Below are 16,647 nucleotides of genomic sequence, written 5' to 3'. Positions count from 1 at the left end.
GACTTCGTCGATGCTCCCGCCCTCACCCCAACCCTCTCCCGCAAGCGGGAGAGGGAGCAAACAAGCGGTACAGGGGCGACGCCCGCGCAATCTGGGCGAACACCGGCCAACCGTTGATCCGGCAACGCGCGCAGGCCCTACACTCGCTGCAGAGACAGCGCCACCGACGTCGTGACCCCCAGCCATATCCCCCCTCCCGGATCGCCTCCCGGCGCCGGCACCCTGCCCGCGCGACACCCGGCGACCTACGCCGTGCGCGGCATCGCCATCCTGACCTTCGCGTTCGCGCTCAGCCAGTTCTTCCGCTCGTGCCTGGCAGTGATGGCGCCGGAGCTGCAGCACGATTTCGGCCTGTCGCCGGCGGGCTTCGGCGCGCTGTCGTCTTCGTTCTTCCTGGCCTTTGCCGTGGCGCAGATCCCGGTGGGGATCGCCTTCGACCGCTATGGCGTGGGCCGTCCGACCGCGCTGCTGCTGGCGGTGGGCGCGCTGTCGTCGATCCTGTTCGTGCTGGCACCCAACGGCACCGCGGCCACGCTGGCGCAGATGGGCCTGGGGCTGGCGTGCGCGCCGGTGTTCATGGGGCTGCTGCATTTCGCCTCGGAACAACTGTCCGAGCGCGACTACACCCGCGTGGTCAGCCGCTCCAACGCCACCGGCATGATCGGCTCGCTGTGCGCGACCGCGCCGCTGGGGTGGGCCGTCTCGCTGGTCGGCTGGCGCCCGTCGATGGCGGTGTCGGCGCTGGGCATGGTGGCGGCCTGCTATGGCGTGTGGCGCTGCGTGCGCGACCAGGGCCATGCCGAGGCCCGCAGCGCGTCGTGGGCGGCGATGCTGTCGGAAAGCCTGCAACTGCTCAAGCTGGCGCCGCTGTGGACGCTGATCCCGCTATGCGTGGCGATGGCCGCCGGCACCGCCTTCCGCAATGCCTGGAGCGGGCCCTACCTGGCCGACGTGTTCAGCCTGGGCTCGGCGCCGCGCGGCGTGGCGCTGACGCTGCTGAGCCTGGCCGGCTTCCTGACCGCCTTCCTGCTGCCGGTGCTGGTGCGGCGCAGCACACTCAAGGCCACCATCGCCGGCTGGTCGTGCTTTGCCATGGGCGGTGCGATCCTGCTGGCGCTGTGGCCCGACAACGGCATCGGCTATGGCGTGGCCATGATGGCGCTGCTGTCGACCATCGGCATGCTGCATCCGCTGGTGATGGCGCAGGGCCGCGGGCTGATCCCGCCATCGCAGCGCGGACGCGGCCTCGGGCTGCTCAATACCTTCGTGTTCCTGGGCTCGGCACTGGCCTCCTGGGCCTTCGGGCTGATTGCCAATGCCGGCCATGTGCGCGGCTGGCCGCTGCCGTCGACCTATGCGGCGATCTTCCTGTCGGCGGCGGTGCTGATCGCCGCCGCGCTGGTGCCCTACTGGTTCAGCCCGGCGCATCCCGCCAGCCATTAGCCGCGGGCGCTTCGCCCGCAAAAAGCCAGACTTATCGATTTAAGAATTCCGCTGGCGGGCTGACGCGTTTACCGTTTGTGACACCAACGTCCCAGCCGGTTCCGGCAACAAGGGACAACGGCTGCACCAGCGGCCGGCAAACGAGGAGACACGCTGATGCCATTCCCATCGCGCCCCGCCCGGGGCCGCCGCGCATGGCTGGCGGCCATGCTGGCCACGGCCGCCGCAGCCGCCCTGCCGGCCGGCGCCGCCGCCGAAACCTGGCCGGCGCGTCCGATCCAGCTGCTGATCCCCTACCCGCCCGGCGGCAGCGCCGACCTGCTGGCGCGTCCGGTCGCCGCGAAGCTGCAGGAGCGCCTGGGCCAGCCGGTGGTGCTGGAATACCGTCCGGGCGCCGGCGGCACCATCGCCAGCCAGGCGCTGGCGCGCGCCAGGCCCGACGGCTACACGCTGATCATGGTGCTGGCCGCGCATGCCATCAATGCGAGCCTGTATCCCAGACTGCCGTACGACACACGCAAGGATTTCGCGCCGGTGTCGCTGGTGGCCAACCTGCCGATGATCCTGGCGGGCAGCCCGTCGCTGCAGGCCACCAATGTGAAGGAGCTGATCGCCGAGGCCAAGGCCGCGCCCGGCAAGCTCACCTTTGCCTCGGCGGGCAACGGCAATACCGGCCACCTGGCGGGCGAGCTGTTCGATTCGGTGGCGGGTATCAAGATGACCCATGTGCCGTACAAGGGCAGCGCGCAGGTCGTCACGGCGATGCTGTCGGGCGAAGTCCAGCTCACCTTCGACAGCATCTCGACCACGCTGCCGCATGTGAAGAGCGGCAAGCTGCGCGCGCTCGCCGTCACCGGCAGCCAGCGCGCCGCGGTCGCCCCCGAAGTACCGACGCTGGCCGAGGCCGGCGTGCCCGGCATCAGCATCACCGGCTGGTACGCGATGCTGGCACCGGCCGGCACGCCCCAGCCCGTGATCGACCGCCTCAGCACCGAGATCGCCACCGTGCTGCGCCAGCCGGACCTGACGGCGACGCTGGCCGCCAACGGCTATGAACCGGTGGGCTCGACGCCCGCCGCGCTGCGCACCCATATCGACGCCGAGATCAACCGCTGGAGCAAGGTGGTGAAGGACTCCGGCGCGCAGATCCAGTAAGGCTTGCCGCATCCACCAACGCTGCCCGACATGACCCAACCGACTCCGCTCCAACGCCCTTTCACCACCATGTCCGTGCTTGTGCGCGAGCACGCCGCGCAGCGCCCCGCGCAGCGCGCGCTGATGCATGGCGAGCGCGCGCTCGACTACGCCGGGCTCGACGCCGCCATGGACCGCGTTGCCGCGGCACTGGCGCGCGACGGGGTGCGGCCCGGCGAAGCCATCGCCATCTGCGCCGCATCGTCGATCGAATACGCCGCGGTGTACCTCGGCGCGGTGCGCGCCGGCGTGGTGGTCGCGCCGCTCGCGCCCTCGTCCACGCCCGACAGCCTGGCCGGCATGATTGCCGACGCCGGCGCGCGCATCGTGTTCACCGACGCCAGCGTCGCCGACGTGCTGGCGCCGGTGCGCGCCAGGCTGGCCGGCACGCCGGTGGTCACGCTGGACGGCAGCGCGGCGGGCCAGCCCTACGCGGACTGGCTCGCGCCCGCCGGCACGCCGGTGGCCGAACCCGATATCCACCCGGAGATGCCGCTCAACATCATCTATTCCTCTGGCACCACCGGCACGCCCAAGGGCATCGTGCAATCGCACGGCATGCGCTGGGCCCATGTGTCGCGCGGCGCCGCCACCGGCTATGGCACCGACGCCGTCACGCTGCTGTCGACGCCGCTGTATTCCAACACCACGCTGGCCAGCTTCTTTCCCACCATCGGGCTGGGCGGCACCGCCATCCTGATGGCGAAGTTCGATGCGGCCCAGTACCTGGCGCTGGCGCAGCGGCATCGCGTCACGCACACCATGCTGGTGCCGGTGCAGTACCAGCGGCTGCTGGCGCATCCGGCGTTCGATCAACATGACCTGTCGTCGTTCCGGCACAAGTTCTGCACCAGCGCGCCGTTCAGCCCCGCCCTGAAGGCCGAAGTGCTGCGGCGCTGGCCGGGCGCGCTGACCGAGCTCTACGGCATGACCGAAGGCGGCGGCGGCTGCCTGCTGTTCGCCGACCAGTTCCCGCACAAGCTGCACACCGTCGGGCGCCCCGCCACCGGTGCCGACGTGCGCATCATCGACGAAGCCGGCCGCGAACTGCCGCCCGGCAGCACCGGCGAAGTGGTGGGCCGCTCGGCGGCGATGATGAACGGCTACCACAACCAGCCCGAAAAGACCGCCGAGACCGAATGGCACGACGCGCAGGGCCAGCGCTTTATCCGCACCGGCGACATCGGCCGCTTCGATGAGGACGGCTTCCTGGTGCTGCTGGACCGCAAGAAGGACATGATCATCTCGGGCGGCTTCAACATCTATCCTAGCGACCTCGAGGCGGTGGTGCGCGAGCACCCGGCGGTGTCGGAAGTGTCGGTGGTCGGCGTGCCGTCGGAACGCTGGGGCGAGACGCCGGTGGCCTTTGTCGTCCTGCACGCCGGCGCCGGCGCCAGCGCTGACGAGGTGCTGGCGTGGGCCAACGAACGCCTGGGCAAAACCCAGCGGCTGGCCGCGATCCACGAGGTGGAGAGCCTGCCGCGCAGCGCCATCGGCAAGGTGCTCAAGCGCGAACTGCGCGACCGCGTCGCGGTGGCCTGACGCGCTGTGGCAGGCACTCGCGCAAAAAGTCGCGCGCGGGTGCTTGCGCAATCGTAACGGGCTCTCTATAATTCGCGCCTTCGCTAGGCTCGTAGCTCAGCTGGTTAGAGCACCACCTTGACATGGTGGGGGTCGTTGGTTCGAGTCCAATCGAGCCTACCAACGCACAACGGAACACGGACGGTACGCAATCGCGCACCGTCCGTTTTTCTTTTGCCGGTCCGCTTCAGGCGCGGATGCCGAACTCCGCCAGCACCGCCCCGGTATGCTCGCCCAGCGCCGGCGCGCTCCCCGCCGGCCGCTCTCGTCCCGCCATGCCAGGCAGGTTGGCCCACGGCACCTCGCCGATGCCCGCCAGCGGCAACCGGCCAAACACGCCCGCCTGCGCGCACTGCGCGCTCTGCAGCAGCTCGCGGGCATGGGCTACGCGCGCGAACAGCACATCGTGTTCGGTCAGCAGCGCCTCCCAGTGCGCCAGCGGCTGCGCGGCGAACGCGTGCGCCACGCGCCGGCCCAGCTCCACCGCACGCGGCAGCCGGCCGGCGCTGCTGTGCAGCGTGGTGTCGGCAAGCCAGTCGTCGAAACCCAGCAGCGTGGCCAGCCGCAGGAACATCGCGTCGTTGAGCATGCTCAGGTACAGCGCGCCATCGGCCGCCTCGAACAGGCCGGTCGGCGCGTTGGCCGCCGCCAGTTCGGCTTCCGGGAACATGGCATCGTCGACCATCAGGTAGGACTGCAGCGCGGCACTGGTTTCCAGCAGCGACAGCCGCACATGCCGGCCACGGCCGCTACGCGCGGCCTTGTACAACGCCGCCGACGCCTGCTGCGCCGCATACAGCCCGGTGGCCAGGTCGACCATGAAGAAGGCGATGCGTCGCGGCTGTCCGGCGCCATCGCGGTTCAGGTGCATCAGGCCGCTGTAGGCCTGCATGGTGGTGTCCACCGCCGGCCGGTTCGCCAGCGGCCCTGCGTGCCCGTAGCCCGAGATCGAGACATAGACCAGCGCCGGGTTGTGCGCGGCCAGGGCCTGGTAGCCGACGCCCATGCGCTCGGCCACGCCGGGACGGAAATTCTGGATCACCACGTCGGCGCACTGCGCCAGCCGGCCGATGGCGGCCCGGCCGTCGGCGCTGCGCGCGTCCAGCACCACGCTTTCCTTGCCCGCGTTGCAGGCGACCGCGATCGCGGTCTGGCCGGCGCGGATGCGCCCCATCTGCCGCGACCAGTCGCCGCCCGGCGGCTCCACCTTGATCACGCGCGCGCCCTGCTGGCGCAGGATCAGCCCGCAGTACGGACCGGCAATGCCCTGGCTCAGGTCGAGCACGGTCAGGCCATCGAACATCGCATCGTCCGCGCTCGCCGCGGTTGCATCGTGCATAAGTTGGCTCCGTTCAGATATCCAGCATGACCTTGCCGATGGCGCGGCGCGACATGGTGGTGTCGACCGCGTCCAGCCAGTCGCGCAGCGCAAAGTGCTGCAGCACCGGCGGCGCCAGCCTGCCGCTGGCCGCCGCCTGCATGATCTCGCCGACCATCGCCTGCACCCGCGGCGCAAAGCGGCGGCGCTCGTCGGTCAGGCCCCAGCCGATGTAATAGCCGTAGTTGAAGCCGATCAGCGCCAGGTTCTTCACCAGCAGCAGGTTGGCCGGCACCGCCGGGATGCGGCCGCTGGCATAGCCGATGGACAGCAGCCGCGCGCCGGGCGCCGCGCAGCGCAGCGAGGCGTCGAAGAGATCGCCGCCGACCGGGTCGAACACCACGTCGGCGCCGCCGGCCGGGCACAGCGCCTTGACCGCCGCCGCCAGCGTGGCCGGGTCCGGCTCCAGCGCGTGCGAGGCGCCATTGCGCAGCGCCGCCTCGCGCTTGGCCGCGGTGCTGGCGGTGGCGATCACGCGCGCGCCCATCAGCCTGCCGACCTGTACCGCGGCGGTGCCCAGCGCGCCGCTGGCGCCGTGGACCAGCATGGTCTCGCCCGGCTGCAGCGCCGCGCGCCACGCCAGCGCGGCCCACACCGTGCCGTAGGTGATGGGCAGCGCGGCGGCATGCGCCAGGGGCAGCCCGTCGGGGATGGGATAAACGGTGTCGGCGGTGGCCACCGCTTCCTCGGCGATGCCGCCCCAGTCCAGCGCCGCGGCCACGCGCTGCCCCGGGCGCAGCTGCGTGACGTCGGGCGCCACTTCGATGATCTCGCCCGCGACCTCGGTGCCCGGCGTGAACGGCAGCGGCGGCTTGCGCTGGTACTTGCCGGACACGAACAGGCTCAGCGCGAAGCCCACCCCGGCGTGCCGCACGCGGATGCGCACCTGGCCCGCTGCCAGCGGCCGGCGCGCGATGCGCTGCAGCGCCAGCTCGCTCCAGTGGCACCAGCGCGAACAGACCAGTCCCTGGTAATCGTCGGCTTGCATCGGTGTCTCCGTCATTCGAGCGTGATGCCGACATCGCGGATGATGCGGCTCCATTTGTCGCGGTCGTTCTTCATCACCGTGGCGAAGGCCTCGGGCGTGCCGCCGACCGGCACCAGGTTCAGGTCCTGCATCTTCCTGGCGATCTCCGGCAGGCGCACGATGCGCGCCACCTCGCGCGACAGCGCTTCGACCCGCACCCTGGGCACGCCGGCGGGGAACAGCAGGCCCATCCACGCATCCGGCTCGAAGCCCTGGTAGCCGGCTTCGCGGAAGGTTGCCACCTTGGGCAGCAACGCCGAGCGCTCGGCGCCGGCAATCGCCACCGGCACCAGCTTGCCGCCCTGCAGCAGCGGCATCGCCGTACCCACGGCAATAAAGCCCAGCTTCACATGGCCGGCAGCGAGATCGGTGGCGAGCGGCGCGCCGCCCTTGTAGGCCACGTGCTCCATCTGCAGGCCGGCCTCGCGCTTGAGCAGTTCGCCGAGGATATGTCCGGTGGTGCCGGCACCGTAGGAGCCATACGGATACTTGCCCGGATTGGCCTTGAGCAGCGCCACCACCTCCGGCAGCGTGCGCGCCGGAAAATCCGGCGACACCGCGAGGATGGTGGACGAGATCGCCACTTCGCTGACCGGCGTGAAATCCGCGATCGGGTCATAGCCGATGCCGCGGTACAGCGACGGGTTCTGCACGTGCGCGGTAAAGGTCAGCAGCGCGGTGTAGCCATCCCTGGCCGCCCGCGCGACGTACTTGGTGCCGGTGGTGGTGCCCGCGCCGGGCTTGTTGTCGACGATGACCGGCTGGCCCCAGCTCTTGGTCAGCTCCTGCCCGATCAGCCGCGCCACCGCGTCGTTGACGTTGCCCGCCACCGACGGCACCACGATGGTCAGCGGCCGCGACGGATAGGGTTCGGCAGAGGCGGGATCGGCGGCCACGGCGGCGGCCGGCATCACGGTGGGAACGGCGGCCAGCAAGATGGCGGCCATGGCTGTGCGCAGCCATGCGGAACGGTATGGCATCGGTCTGTCTCCTGGGCTTGGCTCCCTTCTGTAGTGCCCGCTGCAGTGTCCGCTGCGGTGCGCGAGGGATGCCAGGCAGTCTAGACCGCTCCCCGGGCCGGCGCGATTCCCGCGCGGCGCGAACCAAGTCCCGCCAGGCATGGCGCTACAATGGCCCGCACCCCCAGCGCCATCCCGCCCCATGCGATTCGAGGATCTAGAAGCCTTCCTGGTCGTGATCGACCAGGGCAACCTGCACCGCGCCGCCGACACCCTGGGCATGACCCAGTCCGGCCTGTCCAAGACGCTGGCGCGGCTCGAAGGCGAAGCCGGCATGCACTTGTTCGAGCGCACCCCGCGCGGGCTGGTGCCGACCGGCGCGGGCCGCACCCTGGCGGCCCATGCGCGCCGGATCTCGCTGGCCGCCAGCGACATGCGCAACGAGCTGGCCGAGCAGCGCGCCGCGCGCGCAGGCACGGTGCGACTGGGCGCCATCCCCTACCTGCTGCCCTCGCTGCTGTCGCCGCTGCTGGCGCGCTTCTTCCTGAGCCGGCCGCTGGCCACGTTCTCGATCGAAACCCATTTGAGCGCGCGCCTGATGGCGATGCTGCAGGATGGCGAAGCCGACCTGATCCTCGGCGCGCGTCCGGCCAGCCTGCCGGCGGAGATTGCGTGGCTGCCGCTGGGGCCGCTCAGCATGCAGATCGTGTGCCGCAGTGCGCATCCGCGCCGCGACGGCTTTCGCACCCTGGCCGACCTCGCCGGCGAACGCTGGGTGGTGCCGGCCAGTTCGCTGTACCTGCGCCAGTGGCTGGAGGAACGGTTTACCGCGGTCGGCTTGCCGCCGCCGCGCGTGGCGGTGGAAAGCACGGCGTCGCCGGTCGCCTTCGGCGAGCTGCTGCGGCACTCGGACCTGCTCGGCATCATGCCGCCGCGCATGCTGCGCCAGGCCGAGGGCCAGGGACTGGCCGCGATCGACGCCCCGGGCACGGCTTGGCAGCACGAACTGGCCGTGCTGTGGCGCGCCGACGGCTACCTGTCGCCGATCTGCCAGGACTTCCGCGACGCAGTGGTGGCGTGGTGCGAAGAGATGGCGTTGTGAGATGGCGTCGTGAGATGGCGTTGTAAGCCCCGCGCGGATCAGGGCACCCACCAGTAACGCGTGATGTGGAAGAACACCGGCGCGGCGAACACCACCGAGTCGAGCCGGTCGAGCATGCCGCCGTGGCCCTGGATCATGTGCCCCCAGTCCTTGATGCCGCGGTCGCGCTTGATCGCCGACATCACCAGGCCGCCGAGAAAGCCCATCAGCGCGATCACCAGCGCAATCGCGCCGGCCTGCCATGGGGAGAACGGCGTGATCCACCACAGCGCCGCGCCCAGCGCGGTGGCGCTGGCGACGCCGCCGACAAAGCCCTCGACGGTCTTGGACGGCGACAGCAGCGGCGCGATCTTGCGCCTGCCGCACAGCTTGCCCCACACATACTGCAGCACGTCGCTGCCCTGCACCACGATCACCAGGAAGGCGATCAGCAGCAGGTTGCGCCCGTCGAAGCCCGGGATCGGCAGCGTCAGCAGCGCCGGCACGTGCGAAATGCAGAACACGCATACCATCACCGCCCACTGCACCCCGGCGCAGCGCTCCAGGAAGCGCGTGGTCTCGGACGACAGCGCGGCCAGGATCGGCAGCACCAGGAAGGCGTAGACCGGGATCAGGATCGAGAACATGCCGTACCAGCCGATATAGACCAGCACGTACTGCAGCGGCAGGAACACGAAGAACGCGGCGACGACGGCGCGATGGTCGCCGCGCCGCGTGGTGGTGATGGTGACGAACTCGCGCAGCGCAAAGAACGACAGCAGGTAGAACAGCACGATCACCGCGGTGCGCCCCAGCGCAAAGGCGACGCCCATGATGCCGATCATCCACCACCAGGCCGACACGCGCTGCGCCAGGTTGTCGATCACCGCGTGCTGGCCGCCGCCCGCCACGCGCCAGCGCAGCAGCGCGGTCACGGTCGAGGCCAGCAGCAGCACGCCGAACAGGCCGCCGAACAGCAGCCAGGTTTCGCGGCTCCAATGCAGGGTGGGCATGGCGGTCATTCCAGTTCCGGGGCAAGCGCGAGCAGGCCCGCGCGGCAGCGCGCAAGGAACGCTTCCTTGCTGTCGTCGGTGGCCAGCCGCAGCGGCTGGCCGAAGGTCACGGTGCACAGCAGCGGCACTGGCACCACTTCGCCCTTGGGCATGACGCGGTTCAGGTTGTCGATCCACACCGGCACGAACTCGACCTCCGGGCAGGCCCGCGCCAGGTGGTAGATGCCGCTCTTGAACGGCAGCAGGCGCGCGTCGGTGGTGTTGCGCGTGCCTTCGGGAAACAGGATCAGCGAGTCGCCCGCCGCCAGGCCGGCCCGCATCAGCGCCACCGGGTCGCTGCCGGGGTCGCTGCGGGTGCGGTCGATCAGCAGCGCGCGGAACACGTCGCGGCCGATAAAGCGGCGCAGCGGAGATTTCTCCCAGTAATCGGCGCCCGCCACCGGCCGCGTGACCATGCGCAGGTCGGGCGGCAGGCAGCCCCAGATCAGCACGAAATCGCCGTGGCTACTGTGGTTGGCAAAGTAGACGCGCTGCACCGCGGCCGGGATGCAGCCCTGCCAGTTGGCGCGCATGCCGGTCAGCAGCCGGGCGAAGACGATGATGGCGCGCGCGGTCGCGCGGGCAAGCCACATGGTTGTTTACCTCAGTATCAGCGATAGCAGGGCCAGCAGCAGCTGGCACACGGTCAGCGCGGCACTGGCGCGCACCAGGCGCAGCGCGCCGCGGGCGCGCTCCGGCAACGGGCGGGCGGCGCGCGCGGCGGGCATCCAGCCCAGTGCCAGCAACGCGGCATCGAGGCCGGCCAGGTCGGGCTCGCCCGGCGCGCCACCGGCGAGCGCAGCGAACAGGCGGCGGTCGATTGCGACACGCAGCAGCAGCCACAGCTGGGGCAACGCCAGCAGCAGCGCCAGCGCCGCCGGCCAGCGCGAGCTCGCGGTGCCCGCGCCCAGCCCGGCCGCCAGCATGGCGAAACCCAGTCCCGCCGCGCCGAGCCACGCGGCCCCCGCCAGCGCGCCCGTCACCGCGTGCGCGATCCAGGCGTCGGTGCCGGGCGCCAACGCTGCGTCCGGGTCAGCGGCCATCGCCCGGCTCCTGCGTGGCCGCACCGTCAAGCCAGCGCTGCAGCGCGTCGGCATGTTCCTGCCCGAGCACCACGGCCGGGCGATGCTGGCGCAGCGCCGCCAGGGCCGTGGCGGCATCGCGCAGGCCGTGCCGGCGCGCCAGCCAGGCCGCCGCCACCAGCGCGCTGCGCGAATAGCCCAGCGCGCAGCTGACCAGCACGCGGCGGCCCTGCCGCTGCCAGGTGTCGAGTTGCGCCACGGCCTGCCCGATCTGCTGCGGCGTCGGCACGGTCAGGTCCAGCACCGGTACGCAGCGATACGCCAGGCCGGATGCCGTGGCCGCGCGCGGCAGCTCGGCGCTGAGGTCGAGCACGGCATCCGCGCCGAGCGCGCGCAGCTCGGCGCGCGTCGGAAAGCGGCCGACCCAGACGCCGGGCGCGATCGCGCTGGCCAGCGGCGCGCGCCGCGTCCACCAGCGTGAATTGAGGAAGGCGCCCAGCAGGTAAGGCGCGAGCACCCAGCGCGCGGCCGGCGCCATCTTGCCGTCGCCGTCCTTCTGGAACCACGCCGGCGCCGCCAGCGCGTAGACGCGGGCCACGCAGGCCAGCGCCAGCGCGGCCCACAGCAGCAGGAAGGCCAGCGTCACCGACCCGCCTATTGCCAGCACCGCGCACAGCAGCGCCACCAGCGCGCCCACGCCATAGCGGCGCGACAGCTGGCGCGTGCGCGCATCCGGCACGCCGGCGGCAGTCGCGGGCAGCTGCATCGGCAACAGGTAGACGCACAGCCAGCCCACCAGCGCGCCGGTGGGCACGTCGATCAGGTGGTGCTGCCAGGTGGTCAGCACCGAGATCCCGATCAGCGCAAACCAGCCATGCAGCAGCCAGCGCCAACCGCCGCGCAGGTGCGCCGCGAAGGCAACCCACAGGATCACCAGCAGGCTGATATGCAGCGACGGCGCCTGGTTGAACGGCAGGTCGAAGCCGCCCAGCAGCGTGAACAGCTGGCCCGGCAGGCCGTCGGCAGCGGGCCGCGCAAAGCTGAAGCGCAGCGGGAAGGCGATAAAGCACGCCACCGACACCAGCTGCGCCAGCACCAGGCGCTTGACGTGGGTGAACAGCGCCGCGCGGCCGCGCCACAGGAAGAACGAGAGGCCATACAGCAGGTCGATCGACCAGTACGGCACGATGGTCCAGGGCAGGAACGGAATGCCCCGCTCCCATTCGAAATAGAACGACGGCACCTCGGCGCGCTGGCTCGCCAGCCAGTTGGCGAAGCCGTAGCTGGAGAAGAACAAGGCGCCGGCCAGCGCCAGCAGCAGGCACGCCAGGCCCCACGGCCGGCGCGGCTGCACCGCGGCGCCGGCCTGCGTCGGCACCGTGCTCATGCGCCGCGCCTGCGCGCCAGGCTGACGGTGAAGATGCCCCACGGGTCGATGCGCTGCGTGACCTTGTCGAAGCCCGCGGTCCGCACCAGTTCATCCATCTCGGCCTGCGAGCGGCGCCGCATCACCCAGGCGGCGCCGGCGCGGTGGCTGGTCAGCGCGCGCGCGATGAACTCCAGCTGCGGATGCCAGGGCTGGCCGGTATAGACCAGGTAGCCGCCCGGCGGCACCGCGCGTGCCAGGCCCTCGAGCGAGCGCCGCACCATGGCGTTGTCGGGGAACAGCTCGTACAGGCCGGACACCACCGCCAGGGTCGGCGCCGGCGCCAGCGCGGCCAGGCTGTCGCCGTCGAAGGCATCGCCCTGCTCGAAGCGCGCCACGCCCTGCAGGTCCTTGGCGGCAATCAGCGCGCGGCCCTGCTCCACGTTCAGCGCGCTGTAGTCGCGCAGCAGGATCGACTCGACCGCGGCCGCGCCGCCCTCCAGCGCGCCCAGCGCTTCCAGCACGTAGCGTCCATGCCCGGCGGCGATATCGACCATGCGCACCGGCATGCCGGCCGCGCGCAGGCGCCGCACGGCCTCGGCGATCAGCGCCTCGGCGTGGAGCTTGCGCTGGCGGATGCCGCGCCAGCCGATCGCGTCGAGATATTGCCGGTCGGCCAGCCGGCCCAGCGCGCCGCGGCCCGACGGCGTGTTGCGGTAAACGTAGTCGAGCGTCGAGCCCGAGTCGAAGCCGGTCTGGTGGCCCAGCCGCACGCCATCCGACAGCATCCCGCCCAGCTTCAGGTTGGCGCGCGCCGCGCGCCAGTACCAGGCGGCCAGCGCGCCGGGCGCCGACGCCAGCCGGTCCGCCTCCTCGCGGAACGGGCCGATCTGGTCGGCATCGAGCAGCGAGCGCGGCGCCGACGGGGTGTCGAATTCGCGCACGATAAAGCGGCGCGCGGCATCGACCGCCAGCTTGCGGTCGCGCTCGCCGAGGGTGTCGTGATAGAAGCCGTCCAGCACGATGCGCTCCTTGGTGCGCGCGCCCAGGCGCTCGTAGAAGCGGTCCTGCGGGCCACGGTGCACGACCCAGTCGGCGCCGGAGATCAGCAGCTGCGTCGGCACCGTGATCGCGGCGGCATCGGCGACAATGCGCTCGGCGGTCTGGTACAGGTCCAGCAGGATATTGACCGCGATCGGCCGCGTGATCAGCGGATCGCTGTCATAGCTGGCAATGCGCTCGGGATCGTGCGTCAGGAACTTTGCCTTGACGTAGCTGTTGACGAAGAACTTGCCGCGCAGCCGCTGCATCAGCTTCAGGCCCGGCCGCGCGAACGGCACGTACAGCTTGACCTTGAACGCCGGCGACGCCAGCACCAGCGCGCGGATCGGCGGCGCGTAGTCGTGCGCCCAGGTCGCGGCCAGCACCGCGCCCACGCTCTGCGCCACCACCGCGGTGCGTTCCAGCGGGATGCCGTGGACTTCGGCGATGTGGTCGGTGAAGGTCTGGATGTCGCGCACCGAATCTGCCAGGCTGGGGCTGTAGCCGCGCTCGCCGGGCGAATTGCCATGGCCGCGCGCATCCCAGGCAAAGATGTCGTAGCCGGGCAGGTTGAGCTCGTCGGCCAGGTGCGCGACCCGGCCGGAGTGCTCGTGGCCGCGGTGGAACAGCACCACGGCGCCGCGCGCCGGGCCTTCCACCGCGGGCCAGTGGCGATAGAACAGCGCCTGGCCGTCGTGGGTCTCGAATTGCCGCTGCAGCGGCTGGCGGGAAGACAGTCGGTCCATCGCGCTACTCCGCAAGGCGGGACTGCGCCTCGGCAATGCCGCGGCGCACCCGGTTGGCCATCGTGAACAGCGACAACAGCGACAGCAGCAGCCACAGCCAGCTGGCGGTCGCGCCGAAACCCAGTCCCAGGCCCGCCCACAGCGCGATGGCGCCGACCGCGAAGGCGCGGTCGCTCTTGCCGAGCGGGCCGTCGTAGCGCCGGCTGGCGCCGGCCAGCGGCCCGATCAGCCCGGCCGCTTCGACCAGCAGCGCCAGCAGCGCGAAGGTGCCCACCTGCCCAAGGCTGAACCCGGGCAGCGCCGCCAGCGGCAGGATCAGCGCCAGGTCCGAGACCATGTCGCCAAGCTCGTTCAGGTAGGCGCCCAGCACGCTCTGCTGGCCATGCTCGCGCGCCAGCATGCCGTCGATGGCATTGAGCGCCATGCGCCCGAACAACCACAGCGGGAACAGCAGGAACAGCGCCGGGGTCTCGGCCACCAGCATGCCCAGCGTGGCCAGCACGCCCACCGCGAGCGATCCCGCGGCGGCGGCCAGCGTGACCTGGTTGGCGGTCACGCCGCGTTGCGCCAGGTCTTGCACCATGGGTCGCAGCCAGGCCTGGAACCTGGGTTTCAGTTCGTAGAGCGTCATCGCGCGCCGGCCTCCCTGCCGAGCTGATGGCGGAAGCGCACCGCGCGGCGGCCGCTTCCGTCTTGTTCTTGGTGTTGGTCTGGCTCTCTGGCCCGGCTGCGGCATACTCCGGCCCGGGCATCGCGGCAGTGCCTGGCTCGGCACTCTACCGCCAAGCCCGGACAATACCAGATGACGCCTGCGGCCTGAACCCCACCAGACTAGGCGGACGCGATCGTGCTGCGCACGGCGTCGCCCACCTGCGCCACCACGCCGTCGCGCCAGTCGTCGGCATCGCCGTAGAAGGCGCGCCACATCGCCTGGCGCACCAGCGCGCGCTGGTTTTCGTCGGCCTCGGGATGCCGGTGCAGCCAGTGGTCGCCGCGCAGGGCATCCAGCACCTCGCCCACCGGCAGCGTGCCGAACTCGAGCGCGATGCCGGCGTAGTCCACCGCCGGCAGGGTCTGCGGCACGGCGTGCCAGGCCAGCCCGGTCAGGTTGGCCGAGGTCGACGAGCCGTCGTAGATCGAGGTCACGCGCTCGCCCCAGATCGCGCGCGTGCGCCGGATCGATTCCGGCGTGTCGGGGCCCATGTGGATGGGCTCGCCGTAGCCCCACGGCCCCAGGCCGGTATGGACGTCGATCCAGCGCAGCGCCGCGCGGCCGGCGCCGAAGCGCGCCAGGATGCGGCACAGCGTGTAGTTGCTCCAGGTGGCCTTGTCGCCGCCGTAGAACATGCCGTCCGGGTCCTGGTACTGGCCGCGGCTGACCGCGGCCTGGTACCACGCCATGCCGCGCTCTGCCACCGCCTTCATCAGCCTGGCCTGGTCGGTCTCCGACGGCGGCCATTGCGCCGGCAGCAGCAGCGGCGCGATTTCGGCATAGGCCGCGTTATGCGGCAGCGGCTGCGAGAAATCCATGAAGTTGCGATTCAGGTCGACGTTGTCCTCGTTGACCCGGCGCAGGTAGGAGAAGCCATAGGGGTTGACCGCATGCACCAGCAGCAGGCAGGCATCGGCGGCGGCGCATTCGGCAAGCAGCGCGGCGTCGCGCAGCAGCGCCGTTTGCGCCCCCGAGCCGGCAAAGCCTTCGGCACCGTGCGTGCCGGAGGTCACCATGATGCAGCGCCGGGCCTCGGCGGCGCCGGCCAGCGCCACGTCGATCGCCAGGTCTTCGCCGGCACTGCCGCGCCGGGTGGGATGCGGAAATTGCGCCAGCGCGGCGCCCGCGGCGCGGGCAGCGTCCAGGAAGGTCTGGCGCGCTTCGGCGTAGCTGCGAGAAAAATGGCTCATGGCGTCACCCGCGGATGCGATGCAGGCATTAAACGCCAATTCGACGGGTCTCGCCAGTCGCGGCTAGAACAGCGACCCCGACTGGAATTTGCCCGCCGCCGGCGGTGGCTCCGCTGCGGGACCCCAGATCCCGTCCGACGTAAACGCCTGCGGATGCATCGCGATCCCGGCCGCGGCCAGCTGCCCCGCGCTCAGCACCAGGTGGCGCGCCAGCCAGTCATGCAGGCTGCGGAGGAAGCGGATGTTGTCGACGCTGGTCGAGGCCGCAATCAGCCGCTCCAGCTTCACATGGGCGGTATAGACGTCGAGCAGGTTGGTCGCGCGCAGGCGCGGCGGCGTCGACGGGCTGCGCTCGATCGCCAGAATGCGGCGCACCTGCGCCGGGGCGATGTCGCCGCTGCGCTGGTATTGCTCATAGACGGCGTCGAGCGCCGGAAAGCGCACGGTGGGCTGCACGCGCGGCACCGCGGCCACCTTTTCCATGCGCAGCACCAGGTAGCGGATCGCCGCGGCACGCTCGGCCGCCCGGGCCTGCGCGGGATCGCGACGGCCCGGGCCCGGCGGCAGCTCCGGCAGGGCCATGCGCGGCACCACGTCGCGTTCGGTGTAGTCGGGCACCTGCCGCAGCAGCGCGGGCTGCGCCAGCGCGGCGCGCGCGCAGTCCTCGCCGAACGGGTATTCGTGCCCGGCGGCGTCGCGCAGGATAAAAGCCTGGCCGTCGGGAAAGCCGTGATGGCGGCGGCTGGCGCCGCGCGCGTGGCAGCGTGTGGCGGGATCGACGAAGTCCTTGCGTACCGGGATCCAGCCGCCTTCGTGTGCCTGGGTCATGCGTTGCGTAGTGCGTGCCTGTTGCTC

Annotated in this window: 15 protein-coding genes and 1 tRNA gene; 5 read left to right on the top strand and 11 right to left on the bottom strand. The window is 71.3% G+C overall.

Annotation, left to right across the window (positions count from 1 at the left end):
- Positions 1 to 171 precede the first annotated feature (171 nt).
- The 4 genes from LIN44_RS08785 to LIN44_RS08770 all read left to right on the top strand — a co-directional run bounded on the left by LIN44_RS08785 (position 172) and on the right by LIN44_RS08770 (position 4,341).
- Positions 172 to 1,443 (top strand): MFS transporter, encoded by a 1,272-nt coding sequence (locus LIN44_RS08785; protein ID WP_370641553.1) that lies wholly within the window; start codon positions 172 to 174, stop codon positions 1,441 to 1,443.
- Positions 1,444 to 1,599: 156 nt separating this feature from the next.
- Positions 1,600 to 2,598, top strand: a complete 999-nt coding sequence (locus tag LIN44_RS08780) for a tripartite tricarboxylate transporter substrate binding protein (protein WP_227311834.1) — start codon at positions 1,600 to 1,602, stop codon at positions 2,596 to 2,598.
- 30 nt (positions 2,599 to 2,628) lie between these two features.
- Positions 2,629 to 4,179 (top strand): class I adenylate-forming enzyme family protein, encoded by a 1,551-nt coding sequence (locus LIN44_RS08775; protein WP_227311833.1) that lies wholly within the window; start codon positions 2,629 to 2,631, stop codon positions 4,177 to 4,179.
- 85 nt (positions 4,180 to 4,264) lie between these two features.
- A tRNA-Val gene (locus LIN44_RS08770) sits at positions 4,265 to 4,341 on the top strand.
- A 64-nt stretch (positions 4,342 to 4,405) separates the two neighbouring features.
- On the opposite strand, the gene LIN44_RS08765 is transcribed toward LIN44_RS08770, so the two are convergent.
- Genes LIN44_RS08765 through LIN44_RS08755 form a run of 3 tightly spaced genes read right to left on the bottom strand, consistent with a single transcriptional unit; the run spans position 4,406 to position 7,603 of the window.
- Positions 4,406 to 5,557, bottom strand: coding sequence for a CaiB/BaiF CoA-transferase family protein (locus LIN44_RS08765; protein ID WP_227311832.1), 1,152 nt, complete (start codon positions 5,555 to 5,557; stop codon positions 4,406 to 4,408).
- Between the two features lie 13 nt (positions 5,558 to 5,570).
- Positions 5,571 to 6,584 carry an NADPH:quinone oxidoreductase family protein gene (locus tag LIN44_RS08760; RefSeq protein WP_227311831.1) on the bottom strand — a complete coding sequence of 338 codons (1,014 nt, stop codon included), beginning with the start codon at positions 6,582 to 6,584 and terminating at the stop codon, positions 5,571 to 5,573.
- A gap of 11 nt (positions 6,585 to 6,595) precedes the next feature.
- Complete coding sequence (locus tag LIN44_RS08755) at positions 6,596 to 7,603, bottom strand: tripartite tricarboxylate transporter substrate binding protein (RefSeq protein WP_227311830.1); 1,008 nt, start codon at positions 7,601 to 7,603, stop codon at positions 6,596 to 6,598.
- Positions 7,604 to 7,784: 181 nt separating this feature from the next.
- Between LIN44_RS08755 and LIN44_RS08750 the strand changes: the two genes are divergently transcribed.
- Positions 7,785 to 8,684 carry a LysR family transcriptional regulator gene (locus LIN44_RS08750; RefSeq protein WP_227311829.1) on the top strand — a complete coding sequence of 300 codons (900 nt, stop codon included), beginning with the start codon at positions 7,785 to 7,787 and terminating at the stop codon, positions 8,682 to 8,684.
- A 38-nt stretch (positions 8,685 to 8,722) separates the two neighbouring features.
- On the opposite strand, the gene LIN44_RS08745 is transcribed toward LIN44_RS08750, so the two are convergent.
- From LIN44_RS08745 to LIN44_RS08710, 8 genes are all read right to left on the bottom strand, one after another.
- A complete protein-coding gene (locus LIN44_RS08745) occupies positions 8,723 to 9,685 on the bottom strand; it encodes a phosphatidate cytidylyltransferase (RefSeq protein WP_227311828.1) in 963 nt (320 codons plus the stop codon).
- Positions 9,682 to 10,308 carry a 1-acyl-sn-glycerol-3-phosphate acyltransferase gene (locus tag LIN44_RS08740; RefSeq protein WP_227311827.1) on the bottom strand — a complete coding sequence of 209 codons (627 nt, stop codon included), beginning with the start codon at positions 10,306 to 10,308 and terminating at the stop codon, positions 9,682 to 9,684. The genes LIN44_RS08745 and LIN44_RS08740 overlap by 4 nt, the downstream gene beginning before the upstream one ends.
- 6 nt (positions 10,309 to 10,314) lie before the next feature.
- Positions 10,315 to 10,758, bottom strand: a complete 444-nt coding sequence (locus tag LIN44_RS08735) for a hypothetical protein (RefSeq protein ID WP_227311826.1) — start codon at positions 10,756 to 10,758, stop codon at positions 10,315 to 10,317.
- Positions 10,748 to 12,124: a phosphatase PAP2/dual specificity phosphatase family protein gene (locus tag LIN44_RS08730; RefSeq protein WP_227311825.1), complete on the bottom strand. Its 1,377-nt coding sequence runs from the start codon at positions 12,122 to 12,124 to the stop codon at positions 10,748 to 10,750. The genes LIN44_RS08735 and LIN44_RS08730 overlap by 11 nt, the downstream gene beginning before the upstream one ends.
- On the bottom strand, positions 12,121 to 13,890 hold the full coding sequence (locus LIN44_RS08725; RefSeq protein ID WP_227311824.1) for a bifunctional alpha/beta hydrolase/class I SAM-dependent methyltransferase: 1,770 nt from the start codon (positions 13,888 to 13,890) through the stop codon (positions 12,121 to 12,123). Before LIN44_RS08725 ends, LIN44_RS08730 begins: the two co-directional genes overlap by 4 nt.
- 4 nt (positions 13,891 to 13,894) lie before the next feature.
- Entirely contained in the window at positions 13,895 to 14,521 is a 627-nt protein-coding gene (locus LIN44_RS08720) for a CDP-alcohol phosphatidyltransferase family protein (RefSeq protein WP_227311823.1), read from the bottom strand.
- A gap of 200 nt (positions 14,522 to 14,721) precedes the next feature.
- A complete protein-coding gene (locus LIN44_RS08715) occupies positions 14,722 to 15,792 on the bottom strand; it encodes a M14 family metallopeptidase (RefSeq protein ID WP_227311822.1) in 1,071 nt (356 codons plus the stop codon).
- A gap of 63 nt (positions 15,793 to 15,855) precedes the next feature.
- Positions 15,856 to 16,620, bottom strand: a complete 765-nt coding sequence (locus LIN44_RS08710; RefSeq protein ID WP_227311821.1) for a hypothetical protein — start codon at positions 16,618 to 16,620, stop codon at positions 15,856 to 15,858.
- Between the last annotated feature and the right edge of the window lie 27 nt (positions 16,621 to 16,647).

The sequence above is a fragment of the Cupriavidus sp. MP-37 genome, assembly GCF_020618415.1.
In the GTDB taxonomy this organism is placed as follows: domain Bacteria; phylum Pseudomonadota; class Gammaproteobacteria; order Burkholderiales; family Burkholderiaceae; genus Cupriavidus.
This window is presented reverse-complemented; position numbering and strand designations above follow the sequence as displayed.